Source organism: Corynebacterium sp. CTNIH16, assembly GCF_032821655.1.
Classification (GTDB): domain Bacteria; phylum Actinomycetota; class Actinomycetes; order Mycobacteriales; family Mycobacteriaceae; genus Corynebacterium; species Corynebacterium marquesiae.
Window position 1 is genome coordinate 1 of the sequence record NZ_JAVBIG010000016.1, and the last position, 16,101, is coordinate 16,101.

At 62.9% G+C, this 16,101-nt stretch carries 15 protein-coding genes and 1 tRNA gene; 6 read left to right on the forward strand and 10 right to left on the reverse strand.

Going from position 1 to position 16,101, the window contains the following annotated elements:
- Positions 1 to 147: 147 nt before the first annotated feature.
- Both RAE04_RS10775 and RAE04_RS10780 read right to left on the reverse strand, forming a co-directional pair.
- A tRNA-Tyr gene (locus tag RAE04_RS10775) sits at positions 148 to 229 on the reverse strand.
- 110 nt (positions 230 to 339) lie between these two features.
- A complete protein-coding gene (locus RAE04_RS10780; protein ID WP_287556489.1) occupies positions 340 to 1,344 on the reverse strand; it encodes a polyprenyl synthetase family protein in 1,005 nt (334 codons plus the stop codon).
- Positions 1,345 to 1,442: 98 nt separating this feature from the next.
- Between RAE04_RS10780 and RAE04_RS10785 the strand changes: the two genes are divergently transcribed.
- Positions 1,443 to 2,708 (forward strand): geranylgeranyl reductase family protein, encoded by a 1,266-nt coding sequence (locus RAE04_RS10785; RefSeq protein WP_317027373.1) that lies wholly within the window; start codon positions 1,443 to 1,445, stop codon positions 2,706 to 2,708.
- Positions 2,709 to 2,742: 34 nt separating this feature from the next.
- Here the strand turns inward: RAE04_RS10785 and RAE04_RS10790 are convergent, their stop codons facing one another.
- From RAE04_RS10790 to RAE04_RS10815, 6 genes are all read right to left on the reverse strand, one after another.
- Complete coding sequence (locus RAE04_RS10790; RefSeq protein WP_287557323.1) at positions 2,743 to 3,432, reverse strand: demethylmenaquinone methyltransferase; 690 nt, start codon at positions 3,430 to 3,432, stop codon at positions 2,743 to 2,745.
- Positions 3,433 to 3,443: 11 nt separating this feature from the next.
- Positions 3,444 to 4,643, reverse strand: coding sequence for a glycosyltransferase family 4 protein (locus RAE04_RS10795; RefSeq protein ID WP_287557324.1), 1,200 nt, complete (start codon positions 4,641 to 4,643; stop codon positions 3,444 to 3,446).
- Positions 4,644 to 4,703: 60 nt separating this feature from the next.
- Positions 4,704 to 5,174 (reverse strand): DUF3592 domain-containing protein, encoded by a 471-nt coding sequence (locus RAE04_RS10800; RefSeq protein WP_317027374.1) that lies wholly within the window; start codon positions 5,172 to 5,174, stop codon positions 4,704 to 4,706.
- Entirely contained in the window at positions 5,175 to 6,797 is a 1,623-nt protein-coding gene (gene menD / locus RAE04_RS10805; protein WP_317027375.1) for a 2-succinyl-5-enolpyruvyl-6-hydroxy-3-cyclohexene-1-carboxylic-acid synthase, read from the reverse strand.
- Between the two features lie 72 nt (positions 6,798 to 6,869).
- A complete protein-coding gene (locus tag RAE04_RS10810; RefSeq protein ID WP_317027376.1) occupies positions 6,870 to 7,601 on the reverse strand; it encodes a hypothetical protein in 732 nt (243 codons plus the stop codon).
- Between the two features lie 78 nt (positions 7,602 to 7,679).
- Positions 7,680 to 10,082, reverse strand: a complete 2,403-nt coding sequence (locus RAE04_RS10815) for an excinuclease ABC subunit UvrA (RefSeq protein WP_317027377.1) — start codon at positions 10,080 to 10,082, stop codon at positions 7,680 to 7,682.
- A 218-nt stretch (positions 10,083 to 10,300) separates the two neighbouring features.
- Here RAE04_RS10815 and RAE04_RS10820 point away from each other — a divergent pair, with 218 nt between their 5' ends.
- Positions 10,301 to 11,212, forward strand: a complete 912-nt coding sequence (locus tag RAE04_RS10820) for a hypothetical protein (protein WP_317027378.1) — start codon at positions 10,301 to 10,303, stop codon at positions 11,210 to 11,212.
- 3 nt (positions 11,213 to 11,215) lie between these two features.
- Here RAE04_RS10820 and RAE04_RS10825 read toward each other — a convergent pair whose 3' ends face one another.
- Positions 11,216 to 12,232 (reverse strand): o-succinylbenzoate synthase, encoded by a 1,017-nt coding sequence (locus RAE04_RS10825; protein ID WP_317027393.1) that lies wholly within the window; start codon positions 12,230 to 12,232, stop codon positions 11,216 to 11,218.
- An 84-nt stretch (positions 12,233 to 12,316) separates the two neighbouring features.
- Here RAE04_RS10825 and RAE04_RS10830 point away from each other — a divergent pair, with 84 nt between their 5' ends.
- The 4 genes from RAE04_RS10830 to menE all read left to right on the forward strand — a co-directional run bounded on the left by RAE04_RS10830 (position 12,317) and on the right by menE (position 15,316).
- Positions 12,317 to 12,778: a DIP1984 family protein gene (locus RAE04_RS10830; RefSeq protein ID WP_049377868.1), complete on the forward strand. Its 462-nt coding sequence runs from the start codon at positions 12,317 to 12,319 to the stop codon at positions 12,776 to 12,778.
- 297 nt (positions 12,779 to 13,075) lie between these two features.
- A complete protein-coding gene (locus RAE04_RS10835; protein WP_317027379.1) occupies positions 13,076 to 14,044 on the forward strand; it encodes a 1,4-dihydroxy-2-naphthoyl-CoA synthase in 969 nt (322 codons plus the stop codon).
- Entirely contained in the window at positions 14,044 to 14,169 is a 126-nt protein-coding gene (locus tag RAE04_RS10840; protein WP_284791587.1) for a hypothetical protein, read from the forward strand. Before RAE04_RS10835 ends, RAE04_RS10840 begins: the two co-directional genes overlap by 1 nt.
- Positions 14,170 to 14,179: 10 nt before the next feature.
- Positions 14,180 to 15,316, forward strand: a complete 1,137-nt coding sequence (gene menE / locus RAE04_RS10845; protein WP_317027380.1) for an o-succinylbenzoate--CoA ligase — start codon at positions 14,180 to 14,182, stop codon at positions 15,314 to 15,316.
- Here menE and RAE04_RS10850 read toward each other — a convergent pair.
- On the reverse strand, positions 15,313 to 15,996 hold the full coding sequence (locus RAE04_RS10850; protein ID WP_317027381.1) for a metal-dependent transcriptional regulator: 684 nt from the start codon (positions 15,994 to 15,996) through the stop codon (positions 15,313 to 15,315). The two genes, menE and RAE04_RS10850, sit on opposite strands and share 4 nt — an antisense overlap.
- Positions 15,997 to 16,101 lie beyond the last annotated feature (105 nt).

Below are 16,101 nucleotides of genomic sequence, written 5' to 3' on the forward strand. Positions count from 1 at the left end.
GCTCGAAAAGAGCCACCAATTCTTCCCGCTGCCCCGCCGACAACGAACTACGTGTATGCATACAACTGCTCCCCACTAGTAGGTAACTGATTTCTCAGTCCAACTAATGGGGAGCAGTTCAAGCATCTGCTTGCGGGGTTCATTCTGTGCCAGGTAGAAGATTCGAACTTCTGAAGGCAATGCCGGCGGATTTACAGTCCGCTCCCTTTGGCCGCTCGGGCAACCTGGCATGCACTGTGTGGTGCGAGTAAGTACTTTACTACGAACCACCCTCCCACCTACAAATCGCCAGCGTAGTAGGGGCGAATGGGGTGGGAAAGAGGGGGCTTCGCCAAGCAGCTAGCCCACGCGACGCACGGTGTAATCCGCCAATTGACGCAAGGCCTGGCTCGCGGAGTTCTCCGGTAGCACGGCGAGTTGCTCCTCCACCGTGCGCAGGTAGGCATTGATGTCCTCCAGCGCCTTCTGACGGCCGCAAGATTGGTGCAGGAGCTCGATGGCGCGCTCCACCTCGGCGTCGGAATGCAGTGGGCCAGTAAGCAGCTCACGTAGCTTGTCGCCCACTTCGCCCTCTTCTTCCAAGGCGTAGAGAACCGGCAGGGTAAATACGCCCTCGCGCAGGTCCGTGCCCGGGGTCTTGCCGGACTCCTTTGGGTCAGAGAAGATGTCGATGACATCGTCCACAATCTGAAAGATCATGCCAATGGCACCACCAATGCGGTGCAAGGCTGCGGCATGCTCGGCCGAGGCGCCGGAGTGGTAGGCACCCAGGTAGCCAGCAGAGGCGATGAGCACCGCGGTCTTTTCACGGATAACGGCCGTGTAGTGCTCCACGGCATTGGCCTCACCCGCGCCGATGGTCTCCCGCATCTGGCCGGTCACCAGCTCCTCAAAGGTATCGGCAAAGTGGGCCACGGTGTGGGTATCCAGCTCACTCATAAGGCGGGAGGCATGCGCCAGGAGCGCATCGCCGGCGAGGATGGCCACGGAGTTATTCCACCGCGAATTGGCAGATTCCACGCCGCGGCGGCGGTCCGCCTCATCCATGACATCGTCATGATAAAGGGTGGCTACGTGCACCATCTCCACGACGGTGGCGGCCTTAACAACCTCTTCGCAGCCCGGACGCGAACCATACTCGGAGGCCAGCAGCGCCATCATGGGGCGAAAGCGCTTGCCACCGGCCTTAGACAGGTGGCTGACCTTGTCCTTTAAGAAGTCCTGGCCGCGGTCGATTTCACTGCGCAGCTTGTCTTCTACTGCTTCCATGCCCGCACCAATGCGCTCGTTGAGCTGCGGATCACCAAGATCCACGTGCGTGGCATGCGATTGACCGTGAGTCATTAAATAGTGTTCCTTGCAACTAAAAGCCAGAGATAATCGATTACCTACCGTAGTCCAAACTGCGCCCCTAAACACACTCGAGGGGTCGAACTCATGCAATGATAGTCCTCATGTCGGAGCAGATCGATTCCCAAACCTATGTCGAGGTCGCCATCATTGGCGCTGGGCCTGCCGGAGCCGCCGCCGCGATTCATGCCGCACGCACCGGCTATGACACCCTCCTTATTGATTCCGCGACGTTTCCCCGCGATAAAACCTGCGGCGACGGGCTCACCCCGCGCGCGATGCACCAGCTTGCTGAGCTCGGCATTCCGGTCAACGCCTCCTACCGCAATCGCGGCCTGAAACTGCACGGCTACGGCGGCGATATTACCGCGCCTTGGCCGGAGACCTACCCCTCCCAGGTGGGCACGGCCCTGCCGCGATACCGCTTTGATGCCCTGCTTGCCGACGCCGCCCGGAAAGCCGGCGCCACCCTCCTCACCGGCACCCCCGCCACCGACCCGGTGCTCGAGGGCAACCGCGTGACCTCTTTCCGGGTGGGTGAGGCCACCGTGCATGCCAAGTGGATCATCGTGGCCGATGGCGTGCGCTCTACTTTTGGCAAGAAGCTCGGCCGCACCTGGCACCGCGAGGAGGTCTATGGCATTGCCGCGCGTTCCTATGCTTCCTCTACGCATGCCACTGAGCCCTGGATGCACTCCCACGTTGAGCTCAAGGACGAAGAAGGCGAGGTGCAACCCGGCTACGGTTGGATCTTCCCGCTCGGCTCCGAGCTAGGCCAGGTCAATATCGGCCTCGGCGCGCTGTCGACCGCGCAGCGCCCCGCCAAGATCAACACCAAGAAGCTGCTCGAGTTCTACGCCACCCAACAGCGCACCGAGTGGGGACTCGGGGAAATTGAGCACGTTACCTCTGCCTTACTGCCCATGGGCGGCGCGGTGTCTAACGTGGCCGGCGTCAATTGGATGATCATTGGTGATGCCGCGGCCTGCATCAACCCCCTCAACGGCGAGGGCATCGATTATGGCTTGGAGACCGCCGCGCTGGCCGTAGCCCTGCTCGGCCCGAAGGATTTCACCCTGGCCTGGCCGGCCGTCTTGCGCGAGCACTACGGCGAGTCCTTCCTCTTGGCCCGCACGGCCGCGCGATTGCTTACTTATCCGCAGTTCCTACCGCTGGCCGGTCCACTGGCCCTGCGCGGGCCCATCGGCCGCATGCTCATGCCGGCCGCCGCGCGCCTGATGGGCAACCTCATTACTGACGATGACCGCGACCTCATCGCACGCAGCTGGCGCGCCGCCGGCCGCGCGGTCTCGTCCCTTCGCCGCGATACGCCCCTCTGGGATTCGACCGCGGCATAGCCTCCCCGCTCCCCCGGGCGCTAGGGAGCGGCACCTAGGCTGGCTTTACCGCCGAGTGCAGCGCCACGATGCCGAAGGTAAGGTTCTGCCAGCCGGCCTCGGCCCAACCATTGCGATTGATAACCGCGGCAAGCTCCTCCTGCCCGGGCCACGCGCGAATTGATTCCGCGAGGTAGATATATGCCTCCGGGTTAGAAGAGACCAGGCGCGCTACCGGCGGGAGCAGACGCATCAAGTATTCCTTGTACACGGTGCCAAAAATCGGTACCACCGGGGTGGAAAACTCCGCCACCGCAAGGCGCCCGCCCGGCTTGGTCACGCGCGCCATTTCGCGCAGGCCAAGCTCAAAGTCGTGGATATTGCGCAGGCCATAAGAGATGGTCACGGCGTCAAAGGTGTTATCCGCAAACGGCAGCTTCATGCCATCGCCAGCCACCTTGGGCACGTTGCGCTCACGGCCGGCGGCCAGCATGCCACGGGAGAAATCACACGCCACGCACCACGCACCGGACTTGGAAAGTTCCACGGTGGACACGGCGGTACCCGCTGCAAGGTCGAGGACCTTCTCGCCCGGCTTAAGGTTCAAACGCTCGCGGGTGCGCTTGCGCCAGTGCGCGTCCTGCCCAAAGGACAGCACGGTATTGGTGAGGTCGTATTTCTCGCCCACGGCGTCAAACATGCGCGCCACATCGAAGGGCTTTTTATCCAGATCTGCCTTAGACACAAATGATCAGTCTAGGCTACGCGGGCGCCAAGGGCACGAGCCGCCCATCGCGGCAGCTCGGGACGCTGGCCCAAAATAGTCAGCGGCACCCGGCGAGTATCCTCCAGTACCTCTTCGTAATAGCCCACGAGCTGCTCGCACAACGCCTTCCACGTCTTGGAGGAAATGGACTCACGGGCATTGTCCCGCATCTCTTGGTGGATCTCCGGATTGAGCAGAGCGTCCACGGCATTGGGGAGGTCTTCCACAAAGGTCTTTACCTCCAGCAGCAGGCCGTTATAGCCCTCGTCGATGAGGTCTACCGGACCACCAGCCCGCGGCCCGATAGTCGGCACGCCGGAGGCCTGCGCCTCCTGGATGGACTGGCAGAAGGTCTCGAACTCGCCGGCGTGGACAAAGACGTCCAAGGAAGCATAGGCGGCGGCGAGGTCTTCGCCAGACAGCGCACCGGTAAAGACGGCACCGGGCAGCTGGGCTTCCAATAGCGGGCGCTCCGGCCCATCGCCCACGATGACCAGCTGGATATCCTCGCGCCCATTGAGCGCCGAGAGGCGGTGCACGCCCTTTTCTGCGGCGAGACGACCAACGAATCCCACCACATTCTTGGTGCCGCTCGGATCCCAGCTGCGGCGCAGCTTGTCAGAGCGCTTGGAGGGGTGGAAAAGTTCCGCGTTCACGCCACGCCCCCAGTGGCGCACGTTCTTGATGTGGTGCTTTTCCAAGTCCCGGATGGTCAGCGAGGACGGTGCCAGCGTCATCTGGCAAGAGTTATGAATCGTGCGCAGCCACTCCCACACGCCATAGGCCAGCGCGGAGGCATGGTACTTGGTGGCAAAGCCGGCAACATCGGTCTGGTACAACGCCACGGCCGGCACGCGCTGCTGGCGGGCGGAGAAAGCGCCAGCCGCGCCGAGTACGAAGGGGCTGGCCAGGTGGATGATATCCGGCTTGAAATCACGCAGCGCCTCATCGACCGCCGTGGTAGGCACGCCCACCGGCAGCGAATCCACCAGCGGCACGCGCACGGTGGGCACGCGGTAGATGGGGAATCCTAGGTAGTCCGGAATTTCCTCCTGTCCTTCACGGGCGCCCGGCGCGATGACGATGGCCTCCTGGCCGGTCTCGTGCAGGTGCTCTAAAACACGCAGCACGGAGTTGGTCACACCATTGACATTGGGGAGGAAGGATTCAGCCACGATCGCAACACGCATGCCACCATCATGGCCCATTTTCTTAAGTTTATGGTGAAGCCAGCGGAAAATCTTGGTTAATTATTTCTCCGCGCGGCGGGTAAAGAAGCTAATCAGCTTCCACAGCACGGCCGCGATGAGCGTGGCCACCACCCCTACAGAGAGCGCCGGGATGATGGCCAGCGTCCATTCGCGGCCTTCGACCTTGACTAGGTCTGGGTCGTCCTGGGCGTATTGCACCCACACCTGCTGACCCTCGCCCAGCCCACTGGGATAGAGCAGCCCGTGCTGTGGGGTGTGGTAAATCCCTTCACTGTCTTGGAAATCCACTGTGGTGCGCAGCACGCCCACATCCTTGACCGTGGCCAAAGCGCGCGCGGGGTGGCTGGCGATGGCGTGGTCATTCAGCGCCGGCCCGATGATCATCGCTACCACACCCACCAGCGCGGCCAGGTACAGCGCCAGCGTCAGCTGGTGCAGGCGGCGGCGATAGACCGCGGGCGTATAGCGCGGCACCACCGCGGCGTGCGGCTTATGCTGCGGCGGGGCCACTTACTGGCCTACCTTTGCGGTGAGCTTCTCATTGAGCGCCCGGCGCGTGGCACGGGTGGTCTTGGCCTCCACGACGGTAATCCCGGTGGAGTATTCCTTCAGCTCCGCCAGCGTATCCAATAGCTCCTGCGGGGTGGTCACCTCGCGGTAGTCTGCTTCATAGGCTTCTGCCAGCTTGCCGACGTCCACCCCATGCGGCGTTCCAAACGCCGGCTCGAAGGACTCGCGCAGCGCATCGGCGCCTTGTTCCAGGGTCTCGAAGATGCCGCCACCATTGTCATTGGCCACCACGATGGTGAGGTTTTCTGGACGCGGTTGATCTTCCGGGATGAGCAGGCTATTCGCGTCATGCAAGAAGGTGACATCCCCCATCAGCGCCATAACGCGTGGGGCACGCCAATTTGTGGGATCCAGCGATTGCGTGGCCAAGGAAATGCCGATGGCCTGGGCGATGGTTCCGTCAATACCGGCCGCCCCGCGCGGCGAGTACGTATCCACGCCGTCGAAAGGCAGGCCCACCATGGAGGCGTCACGCACCGGATTCGAAGCGCCGAGCACCAGGGTGTCATTGACGGAGAGCGTATCGCCCACCGCGGCCGCGACGTGCAGCCCGGTAAATCCCAGTTCTTCGTCCTCAAGAGTCTCGCGCACGGCTTGCCCCGCCATATCGGTTGCTCCTTCGCAGATCTTCATCCACTCGCGGCTCGGCTCACCGGTGACCTTGACGGTGGTGCCAAGCCGGGCCTCTTCGCCGCGCTGGTTGGTGAAGTCCTTGGTGCGTGAGAGCACCACCAGCTCAATATCCGGATCATTCATCAGCGCTAGCACGCCACGGTGCAGCGTCGGATGCCCCACCACGATGACCTGTTCAACCTTGGTGTTGACCACATAATCATTCGCGGAGACCTGCGCCTTGCGGAAGATATGCGCCGCCGCTGGATGCACCGGATGATACGGGCCCGGCGCGCTCGGCTCTGCGATGGTTGGCACGTCTTGGAGACCTTCTACCTCCCAGGCCTCATCACCCGCAATAACCAAGGTTTTCTTGCTCAAATCCACGGCTACTTCACCGTGGTCCACAAAGGACGGTGCGGGCTCGCGCACGCCGTCGCCGGAGGTGTGGTCCGGCAGGGTGGCGTCGACAAGCGGGGCATCAAAGGCCACATTGATGTGTACCTGTAGGTCTTCGCGGAAACGCTGGGCCATCGCCGCGATATCGTCCGCGTCGGTGACCTGGGTGGTGTCCGCATAGACGCCGAAGATGCCCTGCTGCTCGATGGTCTGCGACGCCCCCGTGCCCACCAGGCGCTCCGGCCGATCCGCGCTAATGATGGCCAGCGGCGTATGGGAATAGTGTGCTTCCACCACGGCTGGCAGAGTATTGGCCACCGCAGTTCCCGAGGTCATCACCACGCCCACGTGGCGGCGCTGCACCCGCGCCATGCCCAGAGCGGTAAACGCTCCCCCGCGCTCGTCCAGGCGGGTGTGTACGCGGATATCATCACGCGCCAACAGCGCCAGCGACAGCGGCGCATTGCGCGAACCAGGGCACAGGACGAGATCCGTGAGGTGGCGCGCCAGTTGGGCGGCTACCTTCTCAGCCAACTGCATCGATTCATTCATGCCGCCCGATTTTACCTGCCCGCGCACCATTTCCCTTACCGGGCAGGTGCTGGGCGCTTAGTTCTGAGCGCCCTACTGGTTGGCCGGCTGCTCGCCGCCGCCCAGCAGATCGTTAAGGAGGCCCTCAATGTCCACGTCGCTGCCCTTATCCAGTTGGTCTTGTACCTCCGGTGGCAACTCGGTCGGGATATCGGACGGCAGGTCATTCTGGAAGTCCGGCAACTTCGGCAAATTATTGGAGTTCTCATCCTGCGTATCCGGCTCTTCGGTCTGGGTCACGGTGGTGGGAACCTCCGTGGTCAGCGTTTCCGTCACCGGCTGTGGGTCCGGCTTATCCGCCTCGTCCGCAGCATTGCGCCACAGGAAAAACAACACAGCCGCAGCCAGTACTGCAAGTACCGCGATGGCTGCGAAGACGCCGGCCATAGCCCCGCCACCGCTGCGCTTCTTCTTGCGCTTTTCCGGCTGGTCCGGATCATAGTTCGACGGCACCGGCTCGTACTCGGGCTGCTGCGCGTCTTGCTGGCCATTGGCCTGCCCGGCCGGCTGCTGGTAGTTCTGGCCGTAGCTTTGCTGCTGACCGTAGCCCTGCTGATAGCCAGCGGCCGCATCGAATTGACGAGTCTCATTCTGCGGCTGCTGCTCGCCCGGGAAGTACTGCTTGGGGTGCTCGCGGCGCGCTCGGTCGCGGCTGGGGCCGGCGGCATTATCGGGTACGCGGCCAATCTGGCGCGTGGCATCATCCGCCGGGCTGGACCAGCTGCGGGTTTCGTTATTATCGCCATGAGGGCCTTTAGTAGTCATACCCTCTACCTCTACCCCATTTTGCTGTGAGATCCCAGAGAGGTCTCCCACAGCTAACGGGTAGCTAAGGCTCGCCGCTTAATGCGCTCGGCGTGCACTCAAGGCGCGGCCCGTGGCGGTATCCTCTGCGGCAACCTGCGCCGGGGTGGCATCCGCGATGATGCGGCCGCCATCTTCGCCAGCGCCCGGCCCCATCTCAATGATGCGGTCAACATTCGCCATGACCGAAAGATCATGCTCGACGACGATTATCGTATGGCCCGCATCCGCCAGCTTGTGCAGCTCGGTATTGAGCAGGTCGATATCGGCTGGGTGCAGGCCCGTGGTGGGCTCGTCCAGCAGATAGACCGTGTGGCCGCGACGCGAGTTGCGGGAACGCTGCAGCTCCGTGGCCAGCTTGATGCGCTGAGCCTCGCCGCCGGACAGCTCCGGCGCACCCTGACCCAAGCGGAGGTAGCCCAGGCCGACGGCCTGCAACGTGGCGATGGCACGGTAAATCTTTTCTTCCTCGGCAAAGACCTCTGCGGCCTCGTCCACGGTCAGCTCCAAGATGTCCGCGATGGTGCGGCCCTGCCAGGTTACTTCCAAGGTCTCGTCATTGAAGCGAGCACCGCCGCATTCTGGACATGTGGTGTACGAGCCCGGCAAGAAGACCAGCTCCACCTCGATCTTGCCCGCGCCGCCGCAAGTGGGGCACTGGCCTTGTTTTACGTTGTAGGAAAAGCGCGAGACCGTCCATTTGCGCTGTTTAGCCTCGTCGGTGGAGGCGAAGAGCTTGCGAACGTTATCGAAAAGCCCAGTATAGGTTGCCAGCGTGGAACGCGGGGTGCGGCCAATGGGCTTCTGGGTAATCTGCACGACGCGCTTTACTCGGTCAAAGCCCTCCGTGCTCTCCACGGACCAGCCCTTATCCTCGGTCTCTTCCTCATCGGAAACGGCCGTAGCGGACTGTCGCAATAGCCCAGCCAGCACCGTGCTGACCAGGGTGGACTTGCCCGAACCGGAGACACCGGCGACCGCCGTGAATTGGCCCAAGCCAAAGTCCACATCCAAGTTGTCGATGCTGCGTGCGTTAATGCCGCGGAGGGCGAGGTAGGAGGAGGGGGTGCGGGGGTCGTCGGCAAGCGTGAGCGTGCGGTGAGCCAGCGCATTGGCAGTAGGGGTGTCCGCGTCATAGTCTTCGACCGGGCCCGAATAGACCACGTTGCCGCCGCGCTCGCCGGCCAGCGGGCCGACGTCAACGAGCCAGTCCGCTTGCGCAACCAAATCCATGTCATGCTCCACCAAGAGCACGGAGTTGCCGGCCGCGATGAAACGGCGGCACATATCCATGACCGCGTCGCGCTCATCTGGGTGCAGGCCGGCCGAGGGCTCGTCGAGCACATACGCCACGCCAAAGAGGCCGGAGCGCAGCTGCGCCGCCAAACGGATGCGCTGCATCTCGCCGCCGGATAGGCTTTGCGTCGGCCGATCCAGGCTTAGGTGAGCCAAGCCGAGCTCCAGAGCCGAGGTCAAGGCGGGAAGAATCTGTTTGAGCAGCAAATCCTCGGCCGAGTTCTCCTCTGGGTCCTGCTTGCTGAGCACCTCATGCACCCTATCCAGCGGCAGCGCGCCCAGCTCATCAATCGGCATGCCCGCATAGGTAACCTTCAGCGCGGCCGGGTTGAGGCGGCGGCCGCCACAGGTCTCGCACTCGCGGGATTCCATATAGGACAAGGTGCGCTTGCGCAGCGTATCCGATTGGGTCTCCGCCAGCGTCTTATTGAGGTAGCTGGCCACCGAGCGCCACGTGCCCTCATAATTGCGCTGAATCTGATCCTTGCCACGCAAAGGTTTGACCGTGACTACGGGGCGCTCTTCCGTGAAGAGGATCCAGTCGCGGTCCTCTTGCGGCAGGTCCTGCCACGGCGAAGCCAGGTCATAGCCCAGGTTCATCAAGATGTCGTGGAAATTTTTGCCCGCCCAGGCACCGGGCCATGCTTGGATGGCGCCTTCCTCGATGGAGAGAGTGGGATCTGGGACCATGGAGTCCTCGGTGGGCTCATGCACCACGCCCGTGCCGTGGCACTGCGGGCACATGCCCTCCGGGGTATTGGGTGAGAAAGAATCCGAGTACAGGCCCTCCGGGTTATCACCGGCGCGCGAATAGAGCAGGCGCACGCTATTCGAAAGCGCGGAGACCGTGCCGACCGTGGAGCGCGCACCGCCGCCGGAGGTGGATTGTTGCAGCGCGACCGTCGGCGGTAGGCCCTCTACCTGGCTGACCTGCGGGTCTACGGCCGAGCTAATGAGGCGGCGCGCGAAGGGCGCTACCGATTCGAGATAGCGGCGCTGGCCTTCACCGTGAATCGTGCCGAAGGCAAACGAGGACTTGCCCGAACCGGACACACCCGTAACCGCGACGAGCTTGCCGCGCGGCATATCGACGTCGACGTTGCGCAGATTGTGCAGGTGGGCATCGCGGACCTTGATAGTAGACATGTCCTCTAGCGTACGCACAGGTGACGGCTTGGGCAGTCTGAAGTCTGACAGCAGTCTCCTTAAGCGGTTCGCCGGTTTTTGTGCGCAGTTCTCCGCTTTTCAACGATTTCGTCCATGCAGATGGCGAAAACCGTCGACGATTTAGGTGTTTTAGATGGACGAAATCGTTGAAACTAAGAAGGTGGAACCTTCCTGGAAGATTTCCAGTCCAATGAGTCATGTGGACGAGAAATGAATTACTAGATTTAGGCCTTACTGACTATCAAATCCGCAGCAGGGTTAGTGAGGGAACGTTGTTACGCTTGCGGCGCAATTGTTACGTCGCGGCGGAGGCGAGTACTAGGAACAAGGTTGCCGCAATAGCGCGGCTTTATCCGGATGCGGTATTTACAGGGACGGCGGCGCTCGCGGCGTACGGCTTTTGTGAGGTGCAGCTGCCGGCGACGATTCGGGTGGATAACAATTGCCGGACACATGCGAATGAGCTGGTGCGTACTGTGAGGTCGCGGCCGGTGCCAGCAAATCGGATAAAAGACGTGCAGATGGCGTTGCCGGCGCAAGCGGTGGCAGATGCCCTAAGTTTTGAGCGCTGCGGCGAGTGGCTGCTCAAGGAAGCACTGGCGCAGGCGTATCGCGGGCTCAACGGGAGGGGAAGGTTCGCGGCCGATTTAGAGATGGTGACCAGCAAGGAAAAGGATGCAGTTCGCGAGCTGGCGGAGCTGGCGCCGGTCGGGACGGCATCGAAGTGGGAGCAGCGGATGTACCACGAGATGCGGCGGGTGGGTCTCAAGCCTGTGCCAAATTTCCGGTTAGGACCGTATACCTGGGATTTAGGCTTCGAAGCGGGAACGACGGTGGTGGACTTGGACTCGCTTTACTATCACACGCCGGAGAATAATCACCGGGAATTCCTCATCGGGACATGGAAGACCAATCATGCGGTGCAACACGGGTGGGCGCCATTGAAGTTTACGGATGAGTGCACCGACTACCACCTCAAGCTGGTGGTGGAGACGGTGCAGGAAACAGTGTCGCATCGGCGCAGTGTGCGCGGGCTAAAGAGCAGGCCGCAGAAGGTGCGCCGGGCACTGGCGACTCCGGCGTGGAGGTTTCACCAGAGCTTGCTCTAGGCCCTAGTTAGCAAGGTGCGGCCAGCAAGCACGAACGCGGTCGAACCACCAGTCGCGGCGGTCGGCGGGGGCGGCGAGTGCAGCGAGGCGGTCTGGGTCGGGGGCGAGGATATCGGCGGGAAGGTGGCCATCGACAAGCGGGCGCGGGGCGGTGACATCCTCTTCAAAAAGGGAGCCGGTGGCAAGGCCGGCGGCGGCTGGGGTGACGTCGATGTCCTCATCGTCGTAGATGCGCGGGAGCGCGGCGACGGCCGCAAGGCCCATATTGATGCCAATGGAGGTATCGAGCGCGGAGGCCACCGTGATATCCATATGGCGCTGGCGCAGGTGTTGGGCCACCTCGAGGACGCGGCGCACGCCGCCAAGCGGGGCGGGCTTGACCACGGCGACGTCCGCGGCCTGCAACTCGGCCACGCGATAAGGGTCGGCGACCTTGCGAATGGACTCATCGGCGGCCACGCGTACGAAGAGGCCAGCGCGCATAAGGCGGCCACGGACTTGGGCAAGTTCCTCGGTGGTGGCGCAGGGCTGTTCCATATAGTCCAGCGGCATCATCATCTGCGCGGCCTCGACCGCCTCATCGACGCTCCAGCCGCCGTTGGCGTCCACGCGCAGGATAGGGATATCGCCGCGTTGGGTGACGGCGTCGCGGACGGCGCGGACGCGAGCGGCGTCGTCGGCAAGCGTGTGCCCCTTCTCCGCTACCTTGATTTTGAAGGTGCGGCAGCCGGGGTAGCGCTCCACCACGGCCGGGACCTCGCTGGCGGGTACGGCTGGGATGGTGGCGTTGACCTCGATGGAATCGCGCACCGGCTCCGGAAAACCCTTGTAGGCGGCCTCGAGCCCGGCGCGCAGCCACGCGGCGGACTCGGCCGGGCCGTATTCCAGGAAGGGCGCGAACTCACCCCAGCCGGCCGGGCCATCGATGAGCAGGGCTTCCCTGGTGGTAATGCCGCGGAAACGCACGGCGAGCGGGAGGGAGACTACGTGGGCGCGGTCGAGGACGTCATCGATATGCATGGCCTTCATGGTAGCGCCCGTCATCCATTGACCCCTCCCCCGCTCTGCGCTATTTTGGAAACCCATACCAATAAAGGAGGAATTATGCTGCTAGCTGAGGCATTGGCGGAACGCGCCCAGGCACAGGAGCGCCTCAATAGCCTGCACGAGCGGCTGCTCACCGTGGCACGCGTGCAGGAGGGCGATACCCCGGATGAGGATCCGCAGGCACTGCTGCGCGAGCTCGACGGCGTGGCCGGGCGCATCGATGAGCTGGTGCAGGCCATCAATGCGACGAATATCGCCACCGCCTTTGATGAGAAGAGGAACTTGATGGAAGCCCTCGCGCTTCGCGACGGCCTCTTGCGCAAGCGCCGCATCTACCACGACCTAGCGCAGCGCGCGGGCACGCGCTCGGATCGTTATTCCCGCACCGAGATCAAGTTTGTCTCCACCATCCCGGTGGCGGAGCTGCGCAAGCGCGTCGATGATTTGTCTAAGCAGTACCGCGAGCTGGATACCCGCATCCAGCAGCTGAACTGGAATACCGAACTGAAAAACGGATAGTCATATCGCGCGCTGCTTAAAGCGCGCGATGGTAGCCCACACGCCTGCAGCGAGCAGGCCCCCACCCTGGAGGGGAAAATCCTGGGACATAGGCCCCCTTTAGCGCTTTTTAAAAGGGGCGGGGAGTTCGAGTCTCCCCATGGCATGGAGTACCGCGCTGGTATGGCGTACACGGGTATTGTGCGGGGCAACAACCTCGCAGTATCGCGTATTGATTATTACCGGCCTGCTGGGCAGCGTGTGTGGGTGAGGGTTGGGAATGGGGACTATTCTTCTTTTGCCACTAAGCTGGCCTTTATGAGCGAGCAGAGAAAGTACAGCACCGATAATCCCTTTCGATCGGAATTGTGGCATTCCGTAGAAGGGTTTGAAGACCTGACGGATATCACCTATCACCGGCTCAACGGCGAGGGCCGCAAGAACGGCATCGTGCGCATTGCCTTTGACCGCCCGGAGGTGCGCAATGCGTTTCGCCCGCATACCGTAGACGAGCTCTACCGCGCCTTGGATCACGCACGCCGCACGCCGGATGTGGGCACGATTTTGCTCACCGGCAATGGGCCGTCCGAAAAGGATGGCGGCTGGGCGTTTTGTTCCGGCGGCGACCAGCGCATTCGCGGCCGCTCCGGATACCGCTACGCCACCGAGCACGCCCACGATGACGCCACCGCGGATGAATCCACGGTGGACACTGCCCGCGAGAAGGTGGAGGGCGGCCGCCTACACATCCTCGAGGTCCAACGCCTTATCCGCACCATGCCCAAGGTGGTTATCGCCGTGGTCAATGGTTGGGCGGCCGGCGGCGGCCACTCGCTGCACGTGGTCTGCGATATGACGGTCGCCTCCCGCCAAGAGGCGCGCTTCAAGCAGACGGATGCGGACGTGGGATCCTTCGACGCCGGCTATGGCTCGGCGTATCTGGCCAAGATGGTGGGCCAGAAATTCGCCCGCGAGATCTTCTTCTTGGGCCGCACCTACGATGCCCAGCGCATGTACGAAATGGGCGCGGTCAACGAGGTCGCGGACCACGCCGAGCTCGAGGACGCCGCCATCCGCATGGGCCAGGAGATTAATATGAAATCCCCCACCGCCCAGCGCATGCTGAAATTCGCCTTCAACCTCACCGATGATGGACTCATGGGCCAGCAGGTCTTCGCCGGCGAGGCCACCCGCCTGGCCTATATGACCGACGAGGCCGTCGAGGGCAAGGAGTCCTTCCTAGAAAAGCGCGAGCCTAATTGGGATAGCTTCCCGTACTACTACTAATGCTTATCGCTTTTTGTATCGGCATTGCCGTCGTGGCTACAGGTGCGCTCGTGGCCGGGCGCATTGTGTTGCTGCGCGGCATACGCAAGGCGGAAAAAGACGAATCCCGCCCCTTCGACGGTTAAAATCGCCTCCGTGACTATCCTCTCCCCGCTTCCGGTTGATCCGCACAACCCGGCCAGCATCCTCCCCGATTTGGAGGCCGCCATTGCTGGCCAAGGGTGCTTTTTGCCACTCCCGCTTGCCGACGCCACCCGCGCTACCCTCCTGCGCAATACCCAACGCGCCGGCGAGCCCATCGACCCCAGCATCGCCCTGGTCATGTCCACCTCCGGCTCCACCGGCACGCCGAAAGGCGCGCAGCTTACCCCGGCAAACCTCGTAGCTAGCGCGGATGCCACCCACCAGGTACTCGGCGGCACCGGCCAGTGGCTGCTGGCCATGCCGGCCCACCACATCGCCGGCATCCAGGTGCTGGTGCGCTCGCTGGTAGCGGGCGTCGATCCGCTATGCATGGATCTCAGCGAGGGCTTCGATATCCCTACCTTCGCCCGCGCAGCCGCAGAGCTCGACCGCACTGGCGACCGCACCTATACCGCGCTGACCCCGCTGCAACTGGCCAAGGCCATGGATTCGGTCGCAGGCATCGACGCGCTACGCACTTTCGATGCCATCCTGGTCGGCGGCGCGGCCATCAACCCGCGCCTGCGCGCAGCGGCCGAGGAGCTGGGCATTGCAGTAGTGGCGACGTACGGGTCGTCCGAAACCGCGGGCGGTTGCGTCTACGATGGCCGCCCGATCCCCGGCGCTCAGGTGCGCGTCCAGGACGGCCGCATCCTCTTGGGCGGGCCCACCATCGCCCACGGCTACCGCAACGCGCCCGAGCACGAAGCCTTCCGCGAGCCAGGCTGGTTCGCCACTTCCGACGGCGGCTTTATCGACGCCGGCACCCTCACCGTCACCGGCCGGCTGGATAATGTCATCGACTCCGGCGGCCTCAAGCTGCACCCAGAGGCGCTAGAAACCGAAATCCTCAAGGTTAAGGGCGTGGACCATGCCTGCATCGTCGGCGTGCCACACCCGCGGCTCGGCCAGGCAATCATGGCGGCGTATACCGGCTGGGCCGATATCGGCGATATCCTCGAAGCCCTCGAGGACGCCGAGCTTCCCCGCTGGCAGATACCGAAAGACATCAAGCGCCTCGCGGAATTTCCCACGGCCGGGCCAGGCAAGATAGACCGCAGGGCGGTGGCGCGCATCTTCGGCGCTTAGCCACTTTCCACGTCGCACACCGCAATCTCGCGCGCCGCGGATTCCCCGAGCGAAAAGCTGGCCCCACCATCCACGCTAACCTCTAGGAGGCCGGCTACCGGCGGGGCAACGACGGTCAGCCGCACGCCCGGCCGAACCCCGTGTTTGTCCAAGTAGCGCAGGAATTCGCCATCGGCGTCATTGACCTGTTCCATGGTGACGGGAGAGTTGGGTGGGACGTCGGCAAGCGTAATGCGCGAGAGCGGCTCAGCCGTGCCATCGGCCGCCGGAATGGGATCGCCGTGGGGATCGCGCGCAGGGGCGCCGAGGAAAGCATCGATGCGCTCGACAAACCTATCGGAGGTCGCATGCTCTAGCATTTCGGCTTCCTCGTGCACCTCGTCCCAGGTATAGCCCAAGGTGCATACCAAAAAAGTCTCGAGCAGGCGGTGGCGGCGCACCATGGCCACGGCCAATTCGCGACCTTCCCGGACCAGCCGGACGCCAAAGTAACGCTCGTGTTCCACGAGTCCCTTGGCCGCGAGGCGCTTAACGGCCTCGGAGGTGGTGGGCAGCTTCTGGCCGGCAGCCTTAGCCAGATCACCGAGCGGCATGGCGGTATCGCGTCCCGCCTTTTCCTCGTGGTTCCACAAAATCTTGAGGTAATCCTGGGTGCGTTCGGGCAGCTCGCTTACGTGCATTCACCCCATCGTAGTTCATCCTATTGCTTCCATGAGTTTCAATATGTATGTTTTTAGAAGTTCACTCCATTGAACTTTGGTATTCATTTCTAATTTAAGGGCTTT

Coding starts and splice junctions, on each gene's coding strand:
- RAE04_RS10780 (WP_287556489.1), bottom strand. CDS start 1,344: ATGACTCACGGTCAATCGCATGCCACGCACGTGGATCTTGGTGATCCG.
- RAE04_RS10785 (WP_317027373.1), top strand. CDS start 1,443: ATGATAGTCCTCATGTCGGAGCAGATCGATTCCCAAACCTATGTCGAG.
- RAE04_RS10795 (WP_287557324.1), bottom strand. CDS start 4,643: ATGCGTGTTGCGATCGTGGCTGAATCCTTCCTCCCCAATGTCAATGGT.
- menD (WP_317027375.1), bottom strand. CDS start 6,797: ATGAATGAATCGATGCAGTTGGCTGAGAAGGTAGCCGCCCAACTGGCG.
- RAE04_RS10810 (WP_317027376.1), bottom strand. CDS start 7,601: ATGACTACTAAAGGCCCTCATGGCGATAATAACGAAACCCGCAGCTGG.
- RAE04_RS10815 (WP_317027377.1), bottom strand. CDS start 10,082: ATGTCTACTATCAAGGTCCGCGATGCCCACCTGCACAATCTGCGCAAC.
- RAE04_RS10820 (WP_317027378.1), top strand. CDS start 10,301: ATGTGGACGAGAAATGAATTACTAGATTTAGGCCTTACTGACTATCAA.
- RAE04_RS10825 (WP_317027393.1), bottom strand. CDS start 12,232: ATGCATATCGATGACGTCCTCGACCGCGCCCACGTAGTCTCCCTCCCG.
- RAE04_RS10830 (WP_049377868.1), top strand. CDS start 12,317: ATGCTGCTAGCTGAGGCATTGGCGGAACGCGCCCAGGCACAGGAGCGC.
- RAE04_RS10835 (WP_317027379.1), top strand. CDS start 13,076: ATGAGCGAGCAGAGAAAGTACAGCACCGATAATCCCTTTCGATCGGAA.
- RAE04_RS10840 (WP_284791587.1), top strand. CDS start 14,044: ATGCTTATCGCTTTTTGTATCGGCATTGCCGTCGTGGCTACAGGTGCG.
- RAE04_RS10850 (WP_317027381.1), bottom strand. CDS start 15,996: ATGCACGTAAGCGAGCTGCCCGAACGCACCCAGGATTACCTCAAGATT.